The organism is Paludibacterium yongneupense DSM 18731 (assembly GCF_000422925.1).
GTDB classification, from domain to species: domain Bacteria; phylum Pseudomonadota; class Gammaproteobacteria; order Burkholderiales; family Chromobacteriaceae; genus Paludibacterium; species Paludibacterium yongneupense.
Genome location: NZ_AUGZ01000032.1, coordinates 1 through 20,387 on the forward strand (window position 1 = coordinate 1; position 20,387 = coordinate 20,387).

Here is a 20,387-nt window from a genome sequence, read left to right on the forward strand (position 1 = left end):
ATTGACACATATTCACGTCTTCGTTCGGGTGCAGATGCGCATACTCGCCGCGGCGGTGGCCGAGGATTTCCAGTGCCCGGTTGGCGATGACTTCGTTGGCATTCATATTGGTCGATGTGCCGGCCCCGCCCTGGATGACATCCACCACGAAGTGTTCGTGCCACATTCCTGTCCGCACTTCCTCGCACGCTTTGACGATGGCCCCGGCCTTGCGGGCATCGAGGAGTCCGAGTTGATTATTGGCCAGTGCGGCCGCCTGTTTGATCGCGGCCAGCGCATTGATCAGGTCGGGGTAGATGGCGATGCTGTTGCCGGTGATGGGGAAGTTCTCGAGCGCGCGCAGGGTATGCACACCATAGTAGGCTTCGTCCGGTACGTCTTTATCTCCCAGCAGATCGTGTTCGATGCGATAAGTACTCATGGTCAAGCTCCTGAAGTGTCGGTCGTGTCGTTGGGCGCACCGCTTGAGCGTCGGTGCGCCAGCCCCCCCTCTATCAGCAGATGCCGTGCCAGGGTGTCCGGCCGCCGAAACAAAACACAAGCAATTGATTTTATTGAATTAAACAAAATCAAGACTGAATGCGGATTCGGTTTGCCGGACCCGGGCCGCTTCCGCCGGTTCGGACAGACGAACGCATCCCGTCGCCCGGGCCTGGCCGGGCCGGCCTGGCAGCATTGCAGAGGATGACAGCCATTCGAAAAGTCGACTGCTTGCCGGCATGGGTTTACGACAATCCGAACGGGACCGGCGCCGCCCATGATTTGCACCCTTTAAAATCAATGCATTGCGACAGAAGCAAACAAAATGGCAGCAGGCATGACTCCTGCTATTAGAGGGGGGATGCCGGGCGGAAAGCGCCGGTACACATGGATAGAAAGACGCCAGAAGGCGTTCCTTTATTTGCACTTACTCGTTATGAATGGATGGAGAGAAAAATGGGTACGAAATTCAACGCGGCTCCTATTCCCAAGCACGCAACCGTATGCACGATCGAAACGGCCCTGTCCGAAATGGACCTGCTGGCCGATCCCTTGCTGAACAAGGGGACCGCCTTTACCGAATCCGAACGCGACGAGTTCCGCCTGCACGGCCTGCTGCCCCCCAATGTCATGACGATCGAAGAACAGGTATCGCGCCGGCTGGAAGCGCTGCGCGCGCTGCCGACCGACCTCGATCGCTACGTGATGCTGCGCGAGTTGCAAGACAGCAACGAAACCCTGTTCTTCGCGCTGTTGACGCACAACCTTGAAGAAATGCTGCCGGTTATCTATACCCCGACCGTCGGCGCCGGCTGTCAGCGTTTCAGCCATCTCTACCGCAAGCCGCGCGGCCTGTTCCTCAGCATTCCGCACAAGGACCAGATCCGCCAGATTCTGTCCAATCCGCGCTTCGACAACGTCGAAGCCATCGTGGTGACCGACGGCGAACGCATTCTCGGCCTCGGCGACCAGGGCGCGGGCGGCATGGGCATCCCGATCGGCAAGCTGGCGCTGTACAGCGGCTGCGGCGGTTTGCACCCGGCCACCACGCTGCCGATCACGCTCGACGTCGGTACCGACAATCAGGAACGCCTGGCCGATCCGCTCTATGTCGGCTGGCGCCACGCCCGTGTCCGCGGCGAAGAATACGATGCCTTCATCGACGAGTTCGTCAACGCGGTGAAAGAACGCTGGCCGCACGTGCTGCTGCAGTGGGAAGACTTCGCCAAGAACAACGCCAGCCGCCTGCTGGAGCGCTATCGCGACGAGCTGTGCTCGTTCAACGATGACGTGCAGGGCACCGCCGCCGTCGCCACCGGCACCCTGCTGGCAGCGATCAACGTCACCGGCCTGCCTTTGAAAGAGCAACGCGTCGTGGTGCTCGGCGCAGGTTCCGCCGGCTGCGGCATCGCTTCGCTGATCCAGAGCTCCATGGTCGAAGCCGGGCTGACCCCGGACGAAGCGGCCAGCCGCTTCTACGTCGTCGGTCGCAACGGCCTGATGATCGAAGGGACGACCGACCTCGACAAGCTCGAGCCGTTCCAGCGCCGTTTCGTGCAAAAGACGAGCTCGGTCGACGGCTGGAAGCTTGAACAGGCCGGCCAGATCTCGCTGTTCGACGTGATGAAAAATGCGCATCCGACGGTTCTGATCGGCGTATCCGGTCAGGCTGGCGCTTTCAGCGAGAAGATCGTGCGCGAAATGGCGCGCCACACCGAGCACCCGGTGATCTTCCCGCTGTCCAACCCGACTGCCAACAGCGAAGCGCGGCCGCAGGACCTGGTCGAGTGGACCGAAGGGCGCGTGGTCATCGGTACCGGCAGCCCGTTCCCGCCGATCGACCGCAACGGCCGTCCGTTCAAGGTCGACCAGACCAATAACTCCTACATCTTCCCGGGTGTGGGTCTGGCCGCCATCGCGTTGAAGATCCCCCGCGTGACCGATGCCCTGTTCATGGCCGCAGCCAAGGCGCTCGCACAACTGTCGCCGGCCCGCCTCGACCCGCAGGCCAATCTGCTGCCGCCGGTCAGCGATCTGCGCCGCGCCGCGCGCGCCGTCGCACTGTCGGTCGGTCTGCAGGCTCTGGCCGATGGCCTGATCCAGGATCTTACCCCGTGCGAGATCGCCGCCAGGATCGATGAAAAAGTGTGGGAACCGCGCTACCCGACGATGCACCTGGGACGCTGATCACCGACGGCGGCCTCGGCCGCCCGAGTCCCGCGCAACGGGTCCGGCACAAGCCGGGCCCGTTTTTCATTATTCCGGCCCCCTTTACCGCGCGCGGATCGATACGGTACGATGTCCCCGGGTCGCCTGCTGCGCGACCCAACGTCGCTCGGACGGTTCCGGGCGCTAACGTCAAGGATTCTGTATGTCTACACCCGTGGGCAAGCGCCGCTTTGCGCGCATCGATCGCCTCCCGCCCTATGTGTTCAATATCACCGCCGAACTGAAACTCGCCGCCCGCCGCCGCGGCGAAGACATCATCGATATGAGCATGGGCAACCCCGACGGGGCAACGCCCGACCATATCGTGGCCAAGCTGGTCGATGTCGCGCAACGGCACGACACGCATGGCTACTCCTCGTCCAAAGGCATTCCGCGCCTGCGCCGCGCGATCTCCCACTGGTACAAGGAGCGCTACCAGGTCGACATCAACCCCGACAGCGAAGCCATCGTCACCATAGGCTCGAAAGAAGGCCTCGCGCACCTGATGCTGGCAACCCTCGATCGCGGCGACACGGTACTCGTCCCCGACCCCAGCTATCCGATTCACATATATGGCGCCGTGATTGCCGGCGCGCATGTCCGGTCGGTGCCGCTGACACCCGATGTCGATTTTTTCGCCGAACTGGAATCCGCGATTCGCGGCAGCTATCCCAAGCCCAAGATGATGGTCCTCGGCTTTCCGTCCAATCCGACCGCCCAGTGCGTCGAACTCGAGTTCTTCGAGCGCGTGGTGGCGCTCGCGCGCAAGCACGACATTCTGGTCGTGCACGATCTCGCCTACGCCGACATCGTGTTCGATGGCTGGAAAGCACCATCCATTATGCAAGTCCCGGGAGCAAAGGATATTGCTGTTGAATTTTTCACCCTGTCAAAAAGCTACAATATGGCGGGGTGGCGCGTGGGCTTCATGGTCGGCAACCCCGACCTGGTCGCTGCGCTGACCCGGATGAAGAGCTATCACGACTACGGCACCTTCACGCCCTTGCAGGTAGCCGCCATCGCCGCACTCGAAGGCGATCAGCAGTGCGTGCGCGAGATCGCCGCCCAGTACCAGCGACGGCGCGATGTACTGGTCAAGGGGCTGCATGATGCAGGCTGGCAGGTCGAAACCCCCAAGGCATCGATGTATATCTGGGCGCGCATTCCCGATGCCTATCGTACGCTCGGTTCACTCGAATTCGCCACCCAACTGCTGGCCCGCGCCAAAGTTTCGGTCTCGCCCGGCATCGGCTTCGGCGATCATGGCGACGATCATGTGCGCTTCGCCCTGATCGAGAACGAAGCCCGCATCCGCCAGGCCGTGCGCGGAATCAAGGCCATGTTCAAGGCCGATGGCATCGCGCCGGAAACCCCCGCCGACATCCAGCCCTGAGCCAGCCCCCCGCCGCCCGAGGGGGCGGGGGATCGCCCGCAAATGCCACTCCCCCCGGTTTCGCCTTATCGCCGGGCGCGCAGGGTGCTATCATCGAGTGGCGGGGGCGGATTCCCGCGGCACCTTCAAAATACATAAACGGCGGCCTGCGGGCCGCCTTGTCATGAGCAGGCGATGAATCAACGACAACAGTCCATTCTGCAGCGCATCAACGAACAAGGCCGCGCCAGCGTGAGCGAGTTGGCCTCCATGACCGGCGTCTCCGAAGTCACGGTGCGCCAGGATCTGGCACTCCTGGAAAAGCGCAGCTACCTCAAACGCGGTCATGGTTTCGCCGTCGCGCTCGACAGCGACGATGTCGATAGCCGCATGTTGGTCAATTTCCGTCTCAAACAGAAGCTCGCGCAGTATGCGGCTGCACTCGTCAGCGACGGCGATACGATATTCATAGAAAGCGGCAGCACCAATGCACTGCTCGCGCGCTATCTGGGCGAGCGCAAGCGCATCACCCTCATCACGGTCAGCCACTACATCGCTCATCTGCTGAAAGAAGCCCCATGCGAGGTCATACTGCTGGGCGGACAACTGCAGAAACACAGCGAAACGGTAGTGGGCCCGCTGACCCGGCTGTGCATCCAGCAGGTTCATTTCAGCAAGGCCTTCATCGGCATCGACGGCTTCCACCCCGAGACCGGTTTCACCGGCCGTGACATGATGCGTGCCGACGTCGTCAATGCGGTGCTGGCCAAGGGGGTCGAGAATATCATCATTACCGACTCCTCCAAATTCGGACAGATCCACCCCAATCCGCTGACCCCTTTGTCGGCCGTCAGCCGGGTCATCACTGACGCCAGCCTGCCTGCCAGCCAGCGTGCCCTGCTCGAAGAGCAAGGCGTGCGGGTCGATTGCGTAAGCGAGTAAGCCCGCCAGCCAGTCGCGTCTCCGTTTTGCGGCGGGACGTGACAGGCAATTACGAATGTTATACCATAACACCAATTCGTTACGTTATAACAAAAGGTCACTCCAATGTCAGCCCTCTTCCGCCTTCGCAGTTGCGCCATCGTCGCCGGCTTCGCCTTGTCAGCCACGGCCCTCGCCGCCCCCGCGGTCAATATCGTTGCCGCGGAGAATTTCTACGGCGATGTCGTCGCCCAAGTCGGCGGCCCGCATGTCAAGGTTGTCAGCATTCTGAACAATCCCGACCAGGATCCGCATCTGTTCGAAGCCAGCCCGCAGACCGCGCGCGCAATGAGCCATGCCGACTTGGTTGTGTACAACGGGATAGACTATGACCCATGGATGGAAAAAATGCTGGCGGCGTCGCCGTCCACAACACGCCACAGCATCAATGTCGGCGCGCTGTTACACAAAAAGACCGGCGACAATCCCCACCTCTGGTACGACCCTGCCACCATGCCGGCTGTTGCGCGTGCGCTCGAAACAGAACTCGCCCGCATCGACCCGGCCAACAAGGCCGACTACCGGCGCAGGCTGGATGACTTCCTCGCCTCGCTGGCGCCGCTGAACGCAAAAATCGCAAAGCTGCGTCTGCGCGCGCACGGCCGCCCGGTCGCAGCGACCGAACCGGTGTTCGGCTATATGGCGACAGCCCTCGGGCTCCCCATGCGCAACCCGCGTTTTCAGATAGCGGTCATGAATGACACCGAACCCAGCGCCAGCGACATCGCCGCATTCGAGCAGGATCTGGCGCAACACCGCATCGCCGTACTGTTCTATAACAGCCAGGCATCGAATCCGGCCGCCTCCCGAGTGCGCACTCGTGCACTGGCCGCGCATATTCCGGTGGTCGGTGTCACCGAAACCGCACCGGCAGGTCAGCACTATCAGGGCTGGATGCTATCGCAACTGAACGCGCTCGACCGCGCGCTGCCGCGATGAGCGCAGCGCCGGCCATCGCCTTTCACGATCTGGAACTCGGCTACGCAGGACGCCGCATTCTGTCCGGCGTGAATCTGCAGATTGAAAGCGGACGCTTCGTTGCCCTGCTCGGACCGAACGGCGCCGGCAAAACCAGCCTGCTGCGTGCCGTTTTGGGTCTCGTCGCGCCGCTACGGGGCCAGATCCGGGTTCTCGGACGCCCTGCGCGCCGCGGGCGCGGGGCGGTCGCCTATATACCGCAACGGCACAGCCTGAACATCGGCACGCATTTGAGCGGACGCGATTTCGTTGCCAGCGGCTGCGACGGGCAACGCTGGGGCTGGCCGTGGCTAGGACGTCGGGCCAGACGGGAGATCGAGACGGCCCTGGAATGCGTCGACGCAGTCGAACTCGCCTCCCGCCCGCTAGGCGAGTTGTCGGGTGGGCAGCGGCAACGCCTGCTGCTGGCCCAGGCCCTGCTCGGCAAGCCGCAGCTACTGCTGCTCGACGAACCGCTGGCCGGCCTGGACGTCCTGCATCAGCGCCAGGTGGTCAAACAGGTCGATTCGATACGGCAGCGACTCGGCATCACGGTTCTGTTCAGCTCGCATGACCTCAACCCCCTGCTCGGCAGCATGGACCAGGTCCTGTATCTGGCAGCGGGACACGCGCAGCTGGGTTCGGTCGACGAGGTCATCAGCTCGCCCGTCCTGTCCCGGCTCTACGGAGCCCATGTAGATGTCGTGCGCGTCCAGAAGCGGATTTTCGTTCTGCCCGGCGCGGGAGGCCAAGCTCATGCTTGAGTACGAATTCATGCGCCATGCGCTGCTGGCAGGCGTGATGGTGGCGCTGCTGGCTGGCGCAAGCGGTTATTTTCTGGTGCTGCGCAAACAGACCTTCGCCGGCCACGCCCTGTCCCACGTCGGATTCGCCGGGGCGACCGGGGCCGCCCTGCTCGGCGCTCCGCCACTGGCCGGCATGTTTGCCGTCACCGTCGCGGCCGGGCTCGCCATGGGCTGGCTCGGGGACAGGCTGAAGGGCAGCGATGTCGCCGTCGGAGCCGTGCTCGCGCTGGCGATGGGATTCGGCATGCTGTTTCTGCATTTTTTCACGGCCTACGCGACCCAGGCGACCGCCCTGCTCTTCGGCAATATTCTCGGGGTCGACGGCACGACGCTCTACCTGCTGGCGGCAAGCAGCCTCCTATGCCTGTGTGCGCTCGCAATGATCTCGCGCCCGCTGATCTTCGCCAGCCTGCAGCCCGAGCTGGCCGAAGCGCGCGGTCTGCCGCTGCGCCTGGTATCGATGCTGTTTCTCGCCATTGTCGCGCTGGCGACCGCCCTGTGCACCCAGGTCGTGGGCGTGCTGCTGGTCTTTGCCCTCATGGTCGGTCCGGGTGCCGCAGCCCAGCAACTGACCCGCAAACTCGGCCGGGGCGTGGCGCTTGCCGTCGCGCTGGCGCTGGCCGAAACCGTAGGCGGCATCGTTCTCGCCTATCGCAGCGACTGGCCCGTCAGCTTCTGGATCACGGCGCTGAGCTGCGGCGGCTATCTGGCCGCCGCCGCATGGAGACACCGCCAGACGCGGCGCTCGCCTTACAAGGCAAACTGACGCAGGGTGGCGATCTGCCCGCGCGCCAGCAGATCAAGCTGCTGCGCATTACTGGCGGTGTCATTGGCCGCCGCGCGCGACTGCTCGGACATCCGGGCGATTTTCTCCACTTGCAGAGCGATGGCATTGCTGGCGCTGCCTTGCTCCGAAATCGCCATCGAAATCTCGCTTACGCGCGACACCGTCTGCAGGGACGATTCGCCTATCATCCGGATCGCGCCGTCGGCGTGATCCGCGCGGCCAACACCGACACTCACGCACGCGGTGGCCGCCGTCATTTGCTCGCGTGCTTCGCGCGTGCGCAGACGCATCGTGCCCAGCGTGCTCTCGATTTCCTGTGTCGAACTGGCCGTACGCTCGGCAAGTTTGCGCACTTCGTCGGCCACCACGGCGAAGCCGCGCCCGGCTTCGCCCGCTCGCGCCGCCTCGATCGCCGCATTGAGCGCAAGCAGATTGGTCTGATCCGCCACATCGCGAATGACCTGGACCACGCGCGTCACACGCTCGCTATCCTCGTCCAAAGCATCGATCCGTCCGGACGCAGCGGTTACCGCAGCCGATATCTCGCGGATGTCGCCCAGCGTCTCGCTCAAGGTAACCGAACCGGTGGCCGCGAGCCGCCCAGCCTCCTGGACCAGCGTCTGCGTTTCGCCGGCGCGCTCGGCCACATGATTGACGCTGACCGTCATCTGTTCGACCGTGGCCGCCATCGCCGCCGAGGCTTCACTCTGGGTCTCGGCAGCGGTGGAGACCTGATGCGCGGCTCGCGCCAGACCGGATGAAGCCAGCGCCACCTGATCTGCGCCATCCAGTACCGCGCGCAGGCTACGCTGCAGAATATCGAGCAATTGATTGAATGCGGCGGATGTCTCCCCGATCTCGTCCTGACGACGCACCGGGGCACGCGTGGTGAAATCCAGCGACTGGCTGACCTCGCGCAGCGTCCGCTGCAGTTCGTGGAGACTGCTCCGGATCAGGTAGAACAAGTGCGTGGCCAATCCGCCGCTGAAAACCAGCCCGCCCAGAGTGCAGCCCCCCATCGCCCACAGAGCGAGAATGAAGGCAGCCCGGTTTTCCTCGCGCATCGAATCGATATGCCGCGTCGTCAGCGCCTCGTGCTCTGCCAGCGCCTGCTTGACCGCGCCGCTGACCGTGACCATCTCGCCGCTGACGATGGCACGCGCCCCATCGAAATCGCCGCGCCTCGATAGATCCAGCAAGCGCGCGGTCAAGCTCCGGTACGCGGCCATCGCCGCGCGGTCGGCGGCCAGTGCCCGCTCCTCCTCGGCTCCGCGCAAACCGCGACTTTCATAACGGGCCAAAGCCGCGTCGAAACGCTGAAATGTCGCCTCGGACTGCGCTTCCAGTTGCTTGCGTTTCGCATCGTCAGTAAACAGGATATGCCTGAATATCAGCACTCTGGCATCAGCGTATGCATCTGTCGCTTGCTTCAGCGCGGCCAGACTCGGAACGGCATCACCCTGCACGTAATCGAAACGCGACTGCGCCGCATTCAATTGCCACAAGCCAGACCCCCCTACACCGATCAAAGCCGCCATCGCAATTATCAGCGTCAGCGCCAAGCGTCTTGAAATTGTCATCATCCTCATCCCCAATGCTGCCGAAATAGCCACCCGCGGATATCGATGCATCCGTACGGGCACCCCAATGCCGCTGCCGTACAGGCAACGCCGTTTCCTGCATTCGCAGGCAAAATTCAGTCCAGCCGATATTGATTTCGGCTGCACCAATGATGGCCAACTCGGGTGACGTGGAAATGACGGGAGGGGGAAATCCACTTACACTGTTTTTTTGATCTGAAAGTGCGTGCCATGATGTCGTTGAGCGGAATCGCGCTGATTCTGTTATCCGCCTGCAGCTTCGGCAGCATGGCCTTGTTCGCTCGTACGGCCTATGCCGCCGGCGTCGACACCGCCACCCTGCTCGCCCTGCGCTTCGCCTTGTCGCTGCCGCTGCTCGCGCTGATCGCCCGCCTCGGTCGGCACCGCATTCCGCGTGGCACGGCACTGCTCGCCTATGCCGGAATGGGGGTGCTGTTCGCCGCGATGGCGTGGTGTTATTTCAGCGCCCTGCATTTCGCCAGCTCGGGACTGGTCGCCCTGCTGCTGTATACCTATCCGCTGCTGGTTGGCGTGCTGGCGGCACTCCTGCGCATCGAGCGCTTGGAACGGGCGCAATGGACTGCTCTCGGACTCAGTTCCCTCGGCCTGGTCCTGTTGCTGGCCAACGGACTCGAAGGCAGCCTGCCGGGCGTGGGACTGGCGCTGCTCGACGCCTTGATCTATTCGATCTACATCCTGCTCGGCAATCGCTTCGGCCGCGGCAGCGATCCGCTTGGCGCGGCCCTGGTCGTCGTCGCAGGCGGAACCCTCGTCACGGTCGCGCTCGCACTGTGGCAGCACCCGCACTTCCCTGCGACCTTGCAAGCCTGGGGTGCGGTCGGCGCCGTATCGCTGCTGGGAACATCGATCGCCATGACGACTTTCTTTGCGGGCCTCGCCCGTCTCGGGCCGACGCGGTCGGCCATGCTCTCGACCGTCGAGCCTCTGGTGACGGTGACGCTGGGAATCCGTTTTCTCGGCGAGTCGCTGAGCTGGCAGATCGTCGTCGGCGGCGCTCTGGTGCTAGGAGCGGCCGCCGGATTGACCCTGCGGCGCGCCGGCCACGGCCTCAGGCGCTCAAACGCTCAACCAGGCTGAAGCCGAGGTCCAGTTTCGCCGGCGGCATATCGCCGTCGATGGCGGATAGCAGCATCTGCGCGGCTTCGCGTCCGATGGCGTAACGCGGCGTGGCAATAGTGGTGATGGGGGGGTTGGTCCAGGCCGAAGCGGCCAAGTCGTTGAAACCGCAGATCGCCAGTTGCCCCGGTACGGCTACCTTGCGCCGCTGGCACTGGAACAGCATGCCCTGCGCCAGATCGTCATTGCAACAAAACACCGCATCGCAATCGGGTTGTTCCTTGAGCAGACGGTCAAGCAGGCTTGCACCCAGTCCGATGGACGACGGCGTCGGCACCCATATTTCACGACCCGCCTCATAGCATCCGGCCTCGCGCAAAGCGGCGCGATACCCTTCCGCGCGCTTGAGCGTACGCGGGTCGACTTGTGCAGCGACATAGGCGATGCGGCGGTAGCCCTTGCCGACCAGATAGCGGGTAATGACCTGGCCGGCATCGAACTGCGACAAACCGACGCAGCGGCTGTCGCGCGCATCGTCGATTTCCATCATGTACACCACCGGCACCCCGCAATCGGCCAGCCACTGCCGCACGCGCGGCGTGTGGTCCAGCCCGGTCAGAAGGATGCCGTCCGGGTTATGCCCGAGAAACACGCCCAGCTGCTTCTCCTCCTCCTGCGGTGAATAATGGGTATTGCCGATCAAGGCCTGATACCCGCGTGGAATCAGCACCTCATGGATGCCGCTGAGCGTATCGACGAAAACTTCATTGGATAGCGACGGCACCAGGACCAGCACGCTATCGGAACGGGCCGAGGCCAGCGACCGCGCCGCATGATTGGGCCGATAGCCGAGCTCGGTCACCGCAGACATGATGCGTGCGCGCAACGTTTCCGACACGCGCTGCGGCGTCTTCAAGGCGCGGGACACGGTGATGGCACTGATGCCCAGATGCAGCGCCACATCCTGCAGGGTCACCTGCCCGGTAGCACTGGAGCGAGATTTACGGTCTGACATGGGTCCATTCTAAATGACCCCTGCCCGCTTTGATACGACCGCTGCGCCGGCATGGCAAAGGGGGAAGCGCGATTTTGCCTTTACCCTCGGCAATGTTAGCGCTAACATCCATCAGGCTTCACTATCGTGTGAAGATAACGGGGGCAGATCTCTGCCAATGAATGGTAGCGCTAACATATGAAAAAAATCCGTATCGTCGTTATGGGCGTCTGCGGCTGTGGCAAGAGCGAAATCGGCTCGCGCCTGGCCGCCGCACTATCGTGCCGTTTCATCGAGGGGGATGCCTTTCATCCCCGCTCCAATCTGGACAAGATGAGCGCGGCGATTCCACTGACCGATGCCGACCGCCAGGGCTGGCTGGAAATACTCGCCGCCGAGATCGGACACGCACGTGAGGAAGACCGGGGCATCGTTCTGTCCTGTTCCGCGCTCAAGCGGAAGTACCGGGACATTCTGCGCCGTGGCGATCCTGGACTGGTGTTTGTCTACCTGCGGGGGAGTCATGCGCAAATCAGCGCGCGCATGGGGGCGCGCCAGGGTCATTTCATGCCTGTGGCCCTGATCGACAGCCAGTTCGCCGATCTCGAAACGCCCGAAGCAGACGAGCGCAGCATCACCTGCGATATCGATCCGCCGCCGGACATCATGCTTGCCACCCTCACCGCACGGCTGGGCGAGATGTAATCACACCCGGTCTACACCGCAGTACAAGGAGAGAAAAATGAATACCGGACTCGGTGGACGCATTCCGCGTCTACGCTGGGGCATCGGCGCCTTGCTGGGCGTCGGCGTCCTGATCAACTATCTCGACCGCATCAGCGTCTCGGTCGCCGCACCGCAGCTGCAGTCGACATTTCATCTAAGCAATGGCCAACTCGGACTGCTGTTCAGCGCCTTCTTCTGGACCTATGCCCTGCTGCAGATTCCGATTGGGATGATCCTCGACAAGCTGGGCGTAACCCGCATCGGGCGCTGGGGGGCGCTACTGTGGGCTCTGGCATCCGGCATCACCGCGCTGGCCGGTGGGTTCGGCGGCATCTTCGCGGCGCGTGCCTTGCTGGGCGTGGCCGAAGCTCCCGGATTCCCCGCCAGCTCCAAGGCGACCGGCTACTGGTTCCCGCGTCAGGAGCGGGCAATGGCAACAGCCTTGTTCGACGCCGCCGCCAAGTTCTCCAGTGTCATCGGCGTACCGCTGGTCGCCTTCGCCGTCGTCACCTTCGGCTGGCGCTGGGGCTTCGGCATCACCGCGGGCCTGAGTCTGGCCTACTTCATCGCATTCTGCCTATTCTATCGCGACCCCAGTGTCCACCCGCGGCTGAGCAAGATCGAATACGATTACATCAAGGCCGGCGGCGCGACGCCTGAAGGGGCCAGCCAGGCCGGCTCGATGAATACGCTGGGTTATTTGCTGAAAAACCGCAAAATATGGGGACTGACCATCGGCTTCGCCGCCTATGGATACTCGTTCTATCTGTTTCTCACCTGGCTGCCCGGCTATCTGGTCCAGAGCATGCATATGAGCATACTTAAATCGGCCGGTTTCGCCGCCATTCCCTGGGCCTGCGCCACCGCCGCGGACTTGCTTGTCGGCGGCTGGCTGATCGATTTCCTTCTCAAGCGCGGGCTGGATGAGACCAAGGTGCGCAAGTCGGTTCTGGTCACCGGCATGCTGTTCGGGCTTGCGGTATTCGGTGCGGTTTACACGAACGACCCCTATTGGGCCATAGGCTGGATTTCGCTGGCGCTGGCGGGGCTGGCCTCGGCCGCGCCTGTCGGCTGGTCGCTGCCTTCGCTGATCGCCCCCACCGGTGCCACCGGCACCGTCGGCGGCATCATGAACTTCGCCAACAATATGATGGGCGTCGCCGCCCCCATCATCACCGGCTATATCGTCGGCGCCACACAATCGTTCACCGCCGCCTTCGCGGTCGCCGGTGTGGTGCTGCTACTCGGCATCTTTGCCTTTGTCGTGCTGCTCGGACGCATAGAACCGATTCCGGACCCGCGCCGCGACTGAGGCGTCGACCACCGGACAAGGCAACGCCCGCCATCATGGCGTACCATGACGGCGGGCGTTGCTGTATCGACTCTATCGGCGCAGGAATAGCCCCGCGAAGAATCAGGCGCTGGTATTGATCACCTGACCGACGGGTTGCCCCTCGGGGTTCGTGGTCGGCGACGGCGGCGGCACTTGCATCTGAATGGGCGGAGCGGGGGTGGGAGTCGCTTGCGCAGGCTGCTGGCCCTGTGCAGGTTTGCTGCCAGCGGGCTTGTAGATCGGGGTCCCGTTCGAGACAGAAGAAATAGCCATTGTTCCACTCCTTGCGATCGATATTGAATTCTAGTCGGGCATTCTGCATGCATTACACTTTTATCATCAACTGATGGTAGCAACATTTATTCGTGCTTTGCCGTATTTTTCTATTTTTTACTTTGTTTAACATTTGCGACAGCGAAATACGACCACTTGCGCCACGGCACCTGTCCGGACGGGCAAGGAACCATTATCCGCCACCGTGAGTCAACGCCACATACTCCCGCTACGGCAAGACCGCCGTTTTCCATTCCACCCTGCATAAGGAGTACCGATGAGAAGCAAGCGGATAGTCTGCGCACTGAGCATCATGCTTCTGGGCGGCCAGCAGGCTCTGGCCCAGCCCCAGACGGGTATCGACTTCTCGCATTTCGACCACAGCGTTCGGCTGCAGGACGACATGTTCTCCGCAGTCAACGGGCAATGGCTGAAGACCACCGCGATCCCGCCCGACAAAGCCGGCTACGGCACGTTCATCGAGTTGCGCGATCGAAGCGAAGAACGCAGCCGCGCCCTGATCGAAAGCGCGGCAGCGAATCCGGCCGCAGGCACTGACAATGCCAAGATCGGCGCCTTGTACCACAGCTACATGGACGAGGCACTCTTGGAGAAACGGGGGCTTGAACCGTTGGCGCCGTCGCTCGCGCGCATCCGTGCGATCGCCACGCAAGCCGATCTCGCCTCGTATCTTGGCGCGGCCCAGATCGAAGGGGAAAACCTCGCGCTGAACGTCAACATCGACCAGGACCCCGGCGACTCGACACACTACCTTCCGAATTTAGCCCAGGGCGGTCTCGGCATGCCGGACCGCGACTACTATCTCGATGGCGACGCGCGTTTCAAATCGATACGCGCCGCCTACCGCCTCTATCTCGCCCGGCTGCTGACTCTGGCCGGCGAAAGCGCTGCGGAACCTCGCGCCGATGCCGTCGCGGCGCTGGAGACGCGCATCGCCGCCGCCCAGTGGAGCCGGGCCGCCAACCGCGACCCGCGCAAGACCTACAATCCGCTGACACGCGACGAATTGGCGAGCCGTTTTCCCGGCATAGACTGGGGACGCTACCTGCAGGGCGCCAGATTGAATGCGGCGACGCGCTTCACGATAGCGCAGCCCGATTATGTGGCCAACCTCTCCACCCTGCTCGCCACGGTCCCCCTCGATGTCTGGCGAGACTACCTGACCCTGCGCCGCCTGGATCGCGCCGCGCCCTTGCTGACGCACGCCTTCTGCGACGCACATTTTGCCTTTCACCAGACGGCGCTCAACGGCACGCAGTCCCAGGTAGCGCGTTGGAAACGCGGGGTCGCGATCGTCAATGCGGCCATGGGCGAGGCGGTGGGCAAACTTTATGTCGCACGCTACTTCCCGGCAGCGGACAAGGAACGCATGCAAAAACTCGTGTCCCGACTGCTGGAGGCATACCGGGACAGCATCGCCCAACTCGACTGGATGACAGAGCAGACCAAAGTGCAGGCCCAGGCCAAACTCGCGCGTTACAGCATCAAGATCGGCTACCCTGACAAATGGCGCGATTACAGTGCACTCGAGATAAAAGCCGGGGACCTCTACGGCAACGTCGAGCGTGCAGCCCGCTTCGACTACCTGTATCGTCTCGCCCGGTTGAACGGGCCGGTGGACCGCGAAGAATGGGATATGACGCCGCAGACCGTCAACGCCTACTACAATGCCCAGCGCAATGAAATCGTATTTCCCGCCGCCATACTGCAGCCGCCGTTCTTCAACCGCGACGCCGACGATGCCGTCAACTACGGCGCGATTGGCAGCGTCATCGGCCACGAGATCAGCCACGGCTTCGACGACGAGGGCAGCCAGTTCGACGGCCAGGGAAATTTGCACGACTGGTGGAACGACGTCGACCGGGCGCGTTTCAAGGCCTTGACGCAGCGCATGGTGGCACAGTATGCCGCCTATCAACCGCTGCCGGGCAAAACCATCAACGGCGAACTGACGCTGGGCGAAAATATCGCCGACAACGCCGGCCTGCAGATCGCCTACAAAGCCTATCAGCGCTCGCTGGAGGGCACACCGGCGCCGCGTCTCGCCAACTTGAGCGGTGAGCAGCGCTTCTTCATCGGTTTCGCACAGCTATGGCGATACAAAGTTCGCGACGCGGCTCTGCTGCAGATGCTGGTGCGCGACCCGCACAGTCCCGCGCGCTACCGGGTCAACGGTGCGGTCGTCAACAGCGACGCCTTCTATAGCGCCTTCGATCTGAAACCCGGCGACAAGCTGTACCGTCCGTCAGAGGAGCGCATCCGCTTGTGGTAGAGGCAAGCGCGCCCTCCCGCGTGACGGCCACGCCGACGCGAAGAGTTGGCGCGTGGAAAATGGGGCAGGGAAAGGAACACCCCGGGTGGCGCGAGCCGCCCGGGTTCGGACTAGACCGGCCACAACGGCGCTTCGTCCATCAGCGCGATCTGTTCGCGCAGCTCGAGGATGCGGTCTTGCCAGTAACGCTGCAAACCAAACCAGGGGAAGGCCACGGGAAAAGCCGGGTCATGCCAGCGCCGGGCCAGCCACGCGCTGTAGTGCATGAGCCGCAGCGTGCGCAACGCTTCGATCAGATACAGCTCGCGGGTGTCGAATTCGCAAAAATCTTCGTAACCGGCCAGCAGATCGGCGAGCTGCGCGCTCTGCTCCGCACGCTCTCCCGACAGCAGCATCCACAGGTCCTGGACGGCCGGTCCCATGCGGCTGTCGTCGAAATCGACGAAATGCGGTCCGGCATCTGTCCACAGGATATTGCTGGTGTGACAATCGCCATGCAGGCGCAGGTTCGCGACCGCCCCCGCCCGTTCGAAGCACCGCGCGACCCCGAGCAGGGCCTGCTCGGCGACGCCGCGATAGACTTCGTGCAATTCGGGCGGAATGAAATCGTGGCCGAGAACGAAATCGAGCGACTGCCGACCGAAACTGTCGGGGGTCAGGGTCGGGCGCAAATGGTAGGGTTCGATCGCGCCGACCGCGTGAATCCGGCCGAGAAAGCGACCGAGCCAGGTCAGGACATCGGGGGCATCGAGTTCGGGCATGCGTCCGCCACGGCGCGGAAACAGCGAGAAACGGAAGCCGCCGGCATGATGCAGCGTCTTGCCGTCCAGCACCATCGCAGCGACAACCGGGATCTCTCGCGTGGCCAGCTCGGCCACAAAAGCGTGCTCCTCCAGAATCTGCTCGTCGCTCCAGCGCTCGGGCCGATAGAACTTGGCCACCACCGAGGCGCCGTCGTTCAGCCCGATCTGGTAGACCCTGTTCTCGTAGCTATTGAGCGCCTGCAACCTGCCGTCGCACGACACGCCCGTGCTCTCCAGTGCATCGAGCAAAGCATCCGGCGTCAGACCGGCGAACGGCGGCAGCGTCTCGCTCGTCATCCGCGACCGACGATCTCGACCTTGTAACGCGGAGGCAAGAGCAGCGCCGGCACTTCGCGCTGGCGTTTGCCATGACGGCGCACGGGGTTGGCCTGTTTGAAGCCTTCGCTGCGCGGCGAATCGGGTTGTTCGCGCTCAGGACCGCGGTCGCGATCGACGCGTTCGCGCTCGGGCGCGCGCTCGCGCGGGGTCGTGTTTCGCGGCCAGTCGCCGTTGCGCGCAGAAGCGGAGCGCCCCGTGTCATTGCGCACGCGTTCAGGTGCGGAGGCGCGCACCGGCGCAGCCGGTACCGGCTCGGCCATTCCAGCCGGGCGCTCCATCCAGGAGGGCCAGAAACCCTCTTCGACCTGCGGCTTGAGTTTTTGCCGTGTCAGCCTTTCGATCGCTTCGTGCTGACGCGTCTCGTCCTGAGACATCAGGGAAATAGCCACCCCGGACGCGCCGGCACGACCGGTACGGCCGATACGGTGCACATAGTCTTCCGGCGCGTTCGGCATTTCGAAGTTGACGACGTAGGGCAGCTCGTTGATGTCCAGGCCGCGCGCCGCAACATCGGTAGCGACCAGCACCTTGATGATGCCGCTCTTGAACGCGTTCAGCGTCTCCAGGCGTGCGCCCTGCGCCTTGTCGCCGTGGATAGCCTCGGCCGCGTGCCCGTCGCGCTTCAGATCGCGCGACAGCTGGTCGGCGCTGAGCTTGGTCTTGCAGAACACGATGACCTGGCTCATGCCGCGACTGCGGATCAAGTGCGACAACAACTGGCGCTTACGACCGGAATCGGTGGCAAACACCAGCTGTTCGACTTGTTCGCTGGTCTGGTTCTGGCGCGCCACTTCGACGGTCTCCGGATCACGCATGAAATCTTCGGCCAGCCGCCGGATTTCTCCGGCGAAGGTGGCGGAGAACAGCAAGGTCTGCCGCTGGCGCGGCAACAGTGCCATGATCTTCCGGATGTCCTGGATAAAACCCATATCCAGCATGCGGTCGCCTTCGTCCAGCACCAGCACGTCGACCTTGTTCAGCTGTACGGTCTTCTGCCCGATGTGATCGAGCAGGCGGCCCGGCGTTGCAATCAGTATTTCGACGCCCCGGCGCAATTCCGCCGTTTGCGGGTCCATATTGATCCCGCCGTACACCGTGGTGCAGCGCAGCGGCAGATAGCGGGTATAGGCCACGGCATTGGCGCCGATCTGATCGGCCAGCTCGCGCGTGGGCGACAGGATCAGGGCCCGTACCGGGTGCATGGCCGGCGAGGCGCTGGAGTTCGCGTATTTTTTCAGGCGCTCGAGGATGGGGAGCATGAAGGCGGCGGTCTTGCCGGTACCGGTCTGCGCGGCGGCCAAAAGGTCGCGGCCCGACAGTACCAACGGAATCGCCTTGGCCTGGATAGGGGTAGGTTCGGTATACCCCTGCTCGTCGATGGCACGGAGAATCTCCGGCGACAGGCCGAGCTCGGCAAATGACATGTTTAACTCCTGCAAGCAGTCTGACGGCCAGCACAGTGGCCGTCGGTGTTTATCGGCGTCGGGGTCAGCCGAGCCAGGACGCCACGCTGACGAGCAGGATCACAAGCAGCCATAACAGCGCAGAACGCCAGACCAGTCCCACGGCACTGCGCAGGAAATTCGGGTCGGCTTCGTCGCCCAACCCGAGTTCGGGCCGGAATTTGACGGTGTAATCCTGTTTCAGCGGGTCGCCAAGGCGAACCCCGAGGGCGCCGGCGGCCGACGCGAGCAAAATGCCTTCAGCATAGCTGCCCCACGTCCTGGCCTGCGAGCGCCAGCAATAGATGGCGTCTTCAAAATCGCCCATGACCGCGAAACTGGCCGCGGTGAGGCGAACGGGAATCCAGTCCAGCCAGGCGGACGCCTTGGAAGCGAACAAACCGAAACGATCTTCGGCCAATTCGCGGACTCCCCATTTCTGGTTCAGCATCTGCGCCAGACGGTACATCACGGCACCACAGGGTCCCGGCAGGATGGCAAACCAGAACATGGTTCCGAAAACATGGCGATAGCTGTCGAGCACGCCTTGCTCGATGGCCAGACGCGACACTTCGTTGGCGCTGAGTTCCACCGTCGACTGCGTTGTCCATTGCGACAAAGTGGCACGTGCGTCGGCGTCGCGGCCTTCGCTCAGGCTCAGCGATATTTCGGAAAAGGCGCTGGAGAAATGGCGAAACCCCATCGTCATGTAGAGTACAAATACATTCCACAACAAACCCAGCACGGGACTGACGGCCCGCAGCAGATAGTAGACCAGCAGGGACAGCAGCACCGGGGGCAACATCGCGCACATCCAGGCCAGCACGCCGTGCCGGTTGGAGCCGGCATTCAGATTGCGCTCAAGATGGTTCGCATAGCGGGTAAACACCAGCCATACGCGGTTGCGGTTGCCAAGCGGGCGCAGTTGCTCGAGCGCGAGTGCGAAAATTAAGGATAACAGGGTCATTGGTATGGGGGGTTCGTCTCAGCCCAGCGGCGAAGATACCACAAAGGACGGCTCAAGCCCACTTCCGGTTCAGGCCGAGCCGAGATGACGCCCGCCAACCGGAACCGTCGGCCGGCTTCCGTCGCGGCCGTAGGCCAGCGTCGAGGCCGCCGCGGTCGTCAGCGTGGTCAGTGCCAATTCGGTATTTTTAAGCCGATCATCGATAAAGCCGCCATTGAGGCGATTGACTGCCTGGGCCTGTCCGAGCACGCTCTCAAGCTCGAGCCAGGCGGCGGCGGCGGCGGGATGATCTGCCAGAAGCAGCAACAGCGAGGGGCGGTTGTCGACCCCGGCGCGCTGCAACCATTCGGCGCGCAGGCGACCCAGGGGTTCCAGTTCCGCAAGCACGCCTTTTTTTTGCTGCGCCAGTGTTTCCAGGCCGTCGAGACGACCCGCGATCAACAGGGTTTGTTCTTCCTGCAGTAAAGCCAAAAGCCGGGATAACCCGGCCGTTTCCTCCCGGCACGCCTGCTCCAGGGTATCGATATCGCTCATGGGCCGCTCAGCTCGCCAGCAACTCCTGCGTGGAAGAGATCAGGCCGTCAGCAATCCGGGAAGGATCGATCTGAAACTGGCCCGACGCAATCGCGGCCTTGATCGAAGCCACCTTGGCCTCGTCAAACGAAGGCTCGCCTGCCGACTGCGACGACAAGGCGCTAAGGCGGCTGGCCAACGGATTGATCGCGACATTGTCGCCGCGCGACGCGGCGATCACGACAACCGTGCTGCCGGGAGCGACATTCACCGCACTGCTCTCACCGCTCTCGCTGCCGCCGTCGACGGACGAGGTGGAATCGTCGGAATCGCTGGCCCGCTTAACCGCTCGGTTCTGAGGTGCGGAATACGCCCCCAGGATTTTTCCCGAATTATCGATTTGCATGGCGAACCTTTCCGTCATTTCAACATTTT

General features: G+C 63.0%; 19 protein-coding genes. 10 read left to right on the forward strand and 9 right to left on the reverse strand.

What is annotated here, in order from left to right; genetic code table 11:
• Nucleotides 1-421 (reverse strand): lyase family protein (locus tag G520_RS22550; protein WP_036666152.1); only part of this gene is annotated, 421 nt, incomplete at its 3' end.
• A 515-nt stretch (nucleotides 422-936) separates the two neighbouring features.
• Here G520_RS22550 and G520_RS0111630 point away from each other — a divergent pair.
• The 6 genes from G520_RS0111630 (at nucleotide 937) to G520_RS0111655 (ending at nucleotide 7,570) form a co-directional block, all read left to right on the forward strand.
• Nucleotides 937-2,667 (forward strand): NAD-dependent malic enzyme, encoded by a 1,731-nt coding sequence (locus tag G520_RS0111630; RefSeq protein WP_051229346.1) that lies wholly within the window; start codon nucleotides 937-939, stop codon nucleotides 2,665-2,667.
• 184 nt (nucleotides 2,668-2,851) lie between these two features.
• On the forward strand, nucleotides 2,852-4,081 hold the full coding sequence (gene alaC, locus G520_RS0111635; RefSeq protein WP_028535818.1) for an alanine transaminase: 1,230 nt from the start codon (nucleotides 2,852-2,854) through the stop codon (nucleotides 4,079-4,081).
• 174 nt (nucleotides 4,082-4,255) lie between these two features.
• Nucleotides 4,256-5,002, forward strand: coding sequence for a DeoR/GlpR family DNA-binding transcription regulator (locus G520_RS0111640; protein WP_028535819.1), 747 nt, complete (start codon nucleotides 4,256-4,258; stop codon nucleotides 5,000-5,002).
• 105 nt (nucleotides 5,003-5,107) lie between these two features.
• Entirely contained in the window at nucleotides 5,108-5,980 is an 873-nt protein-coding gene (locus G520_RS0111645; RefSeq protein WP_028535820.1) for a metal ABC transporter solute-binding protein, Zn/Mn family, read from the forward strand.
• Nucleotides 5,977-6,762: a metal ABC transporter ATP-binding protein gene (locus tag G520_RS22555; protein ID WP_051229347.1), complete on the forward strand. Its 786-nt coding sequence runs from the start codon at nucleotides 5,977-5,979 to the stop codon at nucleotides 6,760-6,762. The genes G520_RS0111645 and G520_RS22555 overlap by 4 nt, the downstream gene beginning before the upstream one ends.
• Nucleotides 6,755-7,570 carry a metal ABC transporter permease gene (locus G520_RS0111655; protein ID WP_028535821.1) on the forward strand — a complete coding sequence of 272 codons (816 nt, stop codon included), beginning with the start codon at nucleotides 6,755-6,757 and terminating at the stop codon, nucleotides 7,568-7,570. Before G520_RS22555 ends, G520_RS0111655 begins: the two co-directional genes overlap by 8 nt.
• Here G520_RS0111655 and G520_RS0111660 read toward each other — a convergent pair.
• Nucleotides 7,555-9,174 carry a methyl-accepting chemotaxis protein gene (locus G520_RS0111660; protein ID WP_028535822.1) on the reverse strand — a complete coding sequence of 540 codons (1,620 nt, stop codon included), beginning with the start codon at nucleotides 9,172-9,174 and terminating at the stop codon, nucleotides 7,555-7,557. The two genes, G520_RS0111655 and G520_RS0111660, sit on opposite strands and share 16 nt — an antisense overlap.
• 228 nt (nucleotides 9,175-9,402) lie before the next feature.
• Here G520_RS0111660 and G520_RS22560 point away from each other — a divergent pair, with 228 nt between their 5' ends.
• Entirely contained in the window at nucleotides 9,403-10,290 is an 888-nt protein-coding gene (locus tag G520_RS22560) for an EamA family transporter (RefSeq protein ID WP_051229349.1), read from the forward strand.
• Here G520_RS22560 and gntR read toward each other — a convergent pair.
• Nucleotides 10,262-11,284, reverse strand: a complete 1,023-nt coding sequence (gene gntR, locus G520_RS0111670) for an HTH-type transcriptional regulator GntR (RefSeq protein WP_028535823.1) — start codon at nucleotides 11,282-11,284, stop codon at nucleotides 10,262-10,264. The two genes, G520_RS22560 and gntR, sit on opposite strands and share 29 nt — an antisense overlap.
• A 177-nt stretch (nucleotides 11,285-11,461) precedes the next feature.
• On the opposite strand from gntR, the gene G520_RS0111675 reads away from it, so the two are divergent.
• Nucleotides 11,462-11,968 carry a gluconokinase gene (locus G520_RS0111675; RefSeq protein WP_028535824.1) on the forward strand — a complete coding sequence of 169 codons (507 nt, stop codon included), beginning with the start codon at nucleotides 11,462-11,464 and terminating at the stop codon, nucleotides 11,966-11,968.
• Nucleotides 11,969-12,005: 37 nt separating this feature from the next.
• The gene (locus tag G520_RS0111680) at nucleotides 12,006-13,301 is read left to right on the forward strand and encodes an MFS transporter (protein WP_051229350.1); all 1,296 of its coding nucleotides are present in this window, start codon (nucleotides 12,006-12,008) and stop codon (nucleotides 13,299-13,301) included.
• Nucleotides 13,302-13,403: 102 nt separating this feature from the next.
• Here the strand turns inward: G520_RS0111680 and G520_RS0111685 are convergent, their stop codons facing one another.
• Nucleotides 13,404-13,595 carry a hypothetical protein gene (locus tag G520_RS0111685; RefSeq protein ID WP_028535826.1) on the reverse strand — a complete coding sequence of 64 codons (192 nt, stop codon included), beginning with the start codon at nucleotides 13,593-13,595 and terminating at the stop codon, nucleotides 13,404-13,406.
• A 277-nt stretch (nucleotides 13,596-13,872) separates the two neighbouring features.
• On the opposite strand from G520_RS0111685, the gene G520_RS0111690 reads away from it, so the two are divergent.
• Nucleotides 13,873-15,888, forward strand: a complete 2,016-nt coding sequence (locus tag G520_RS0111690; RefSeq protein ID WP_028535827.1) for a M13 family metallopeptidase — start codon at nucleotides 13,873-13,875, stop codon at nucleotides 15,886-15,888.
• A gap of 110 nt (nucleotides 15,889-15,998) precedes the next feature.
• On the opposite strand, the gene G520_RS0111695 is transcribed toward G520_RS0111690, so the two are convergent.
• The 5 genes from G520_RS0111695 to flgM form a co-directional block, all read right to left on the reverse strand.
• Nucleotides 15,999-16,988: a serine/threonine protein kinase gene (locus G520_RS0111695; RefSeq protein ID WP_028535828.1), complete on the reverse strand. Its 990-nt coding sequence runs from the start codon at nucleotides 16,986-16,988 to the stop codon at nucleotides 15,999-16,001.
• Nucleotides 16,985-18,454: a DEAD/DEAH box helicase gene (locus tag G520_RS0111700; RefSeq protein ID WP_028535829.1), complete on the reverse strand. Its 1,470-nt coding sequence runs from the start codon at nucleotides 18,452-18,454 to the stop codon at nucleotides 16,985-16,987. Before G520_RS0111700 ends, G520_RS0111695 begins: the two co-directional genes overlap by 4 nt.
• 64 nt (nucleotides 18,455-18,518) lie before the next feature.
• Nucleotides 18,519-19,439 (reverse strand): CobD/CbiB family protein, encoded by a 921-nt coding sequence (locus tag G520_RS0111705; RefSeq protein WP_028535830.1) that lies wholly within the window; start codon nucleotides 19,437-19,439, stop codon nucleotides 18,519-18,521.
• A 69-nt stretch (nucleotides 19,440-19,508) separates the two neighbouring features.
• Nucleotides 19,509-19,973 (reverse strand): flagella synthesis protein FlgN, encoded by a 465-nt coding sequence (locus G520_RS0111710; RefSeq protein WP_028535831.1) that lies wholly within the window; start codon nucleotides 19,971-19,973, stop codon nucleotides 19,509-19,511.
• A gap of 7 nt (nucleotides 19,974-19,980) precedes the next feature.
• A complete protein-coding gene (gene flgM / locus G520_RS0111715; RefSeq protein ID WP_028535832.1) occupies nucleotides 19,981-20,358 on the reverse strand; it encodes a flagellar biosynthesis anti-sigma factor FlgM in 378 nt (125 codons plus the stop codon).
• Nucleotides 20,359-20,387 lie beyond the last annotated feature (29 nt).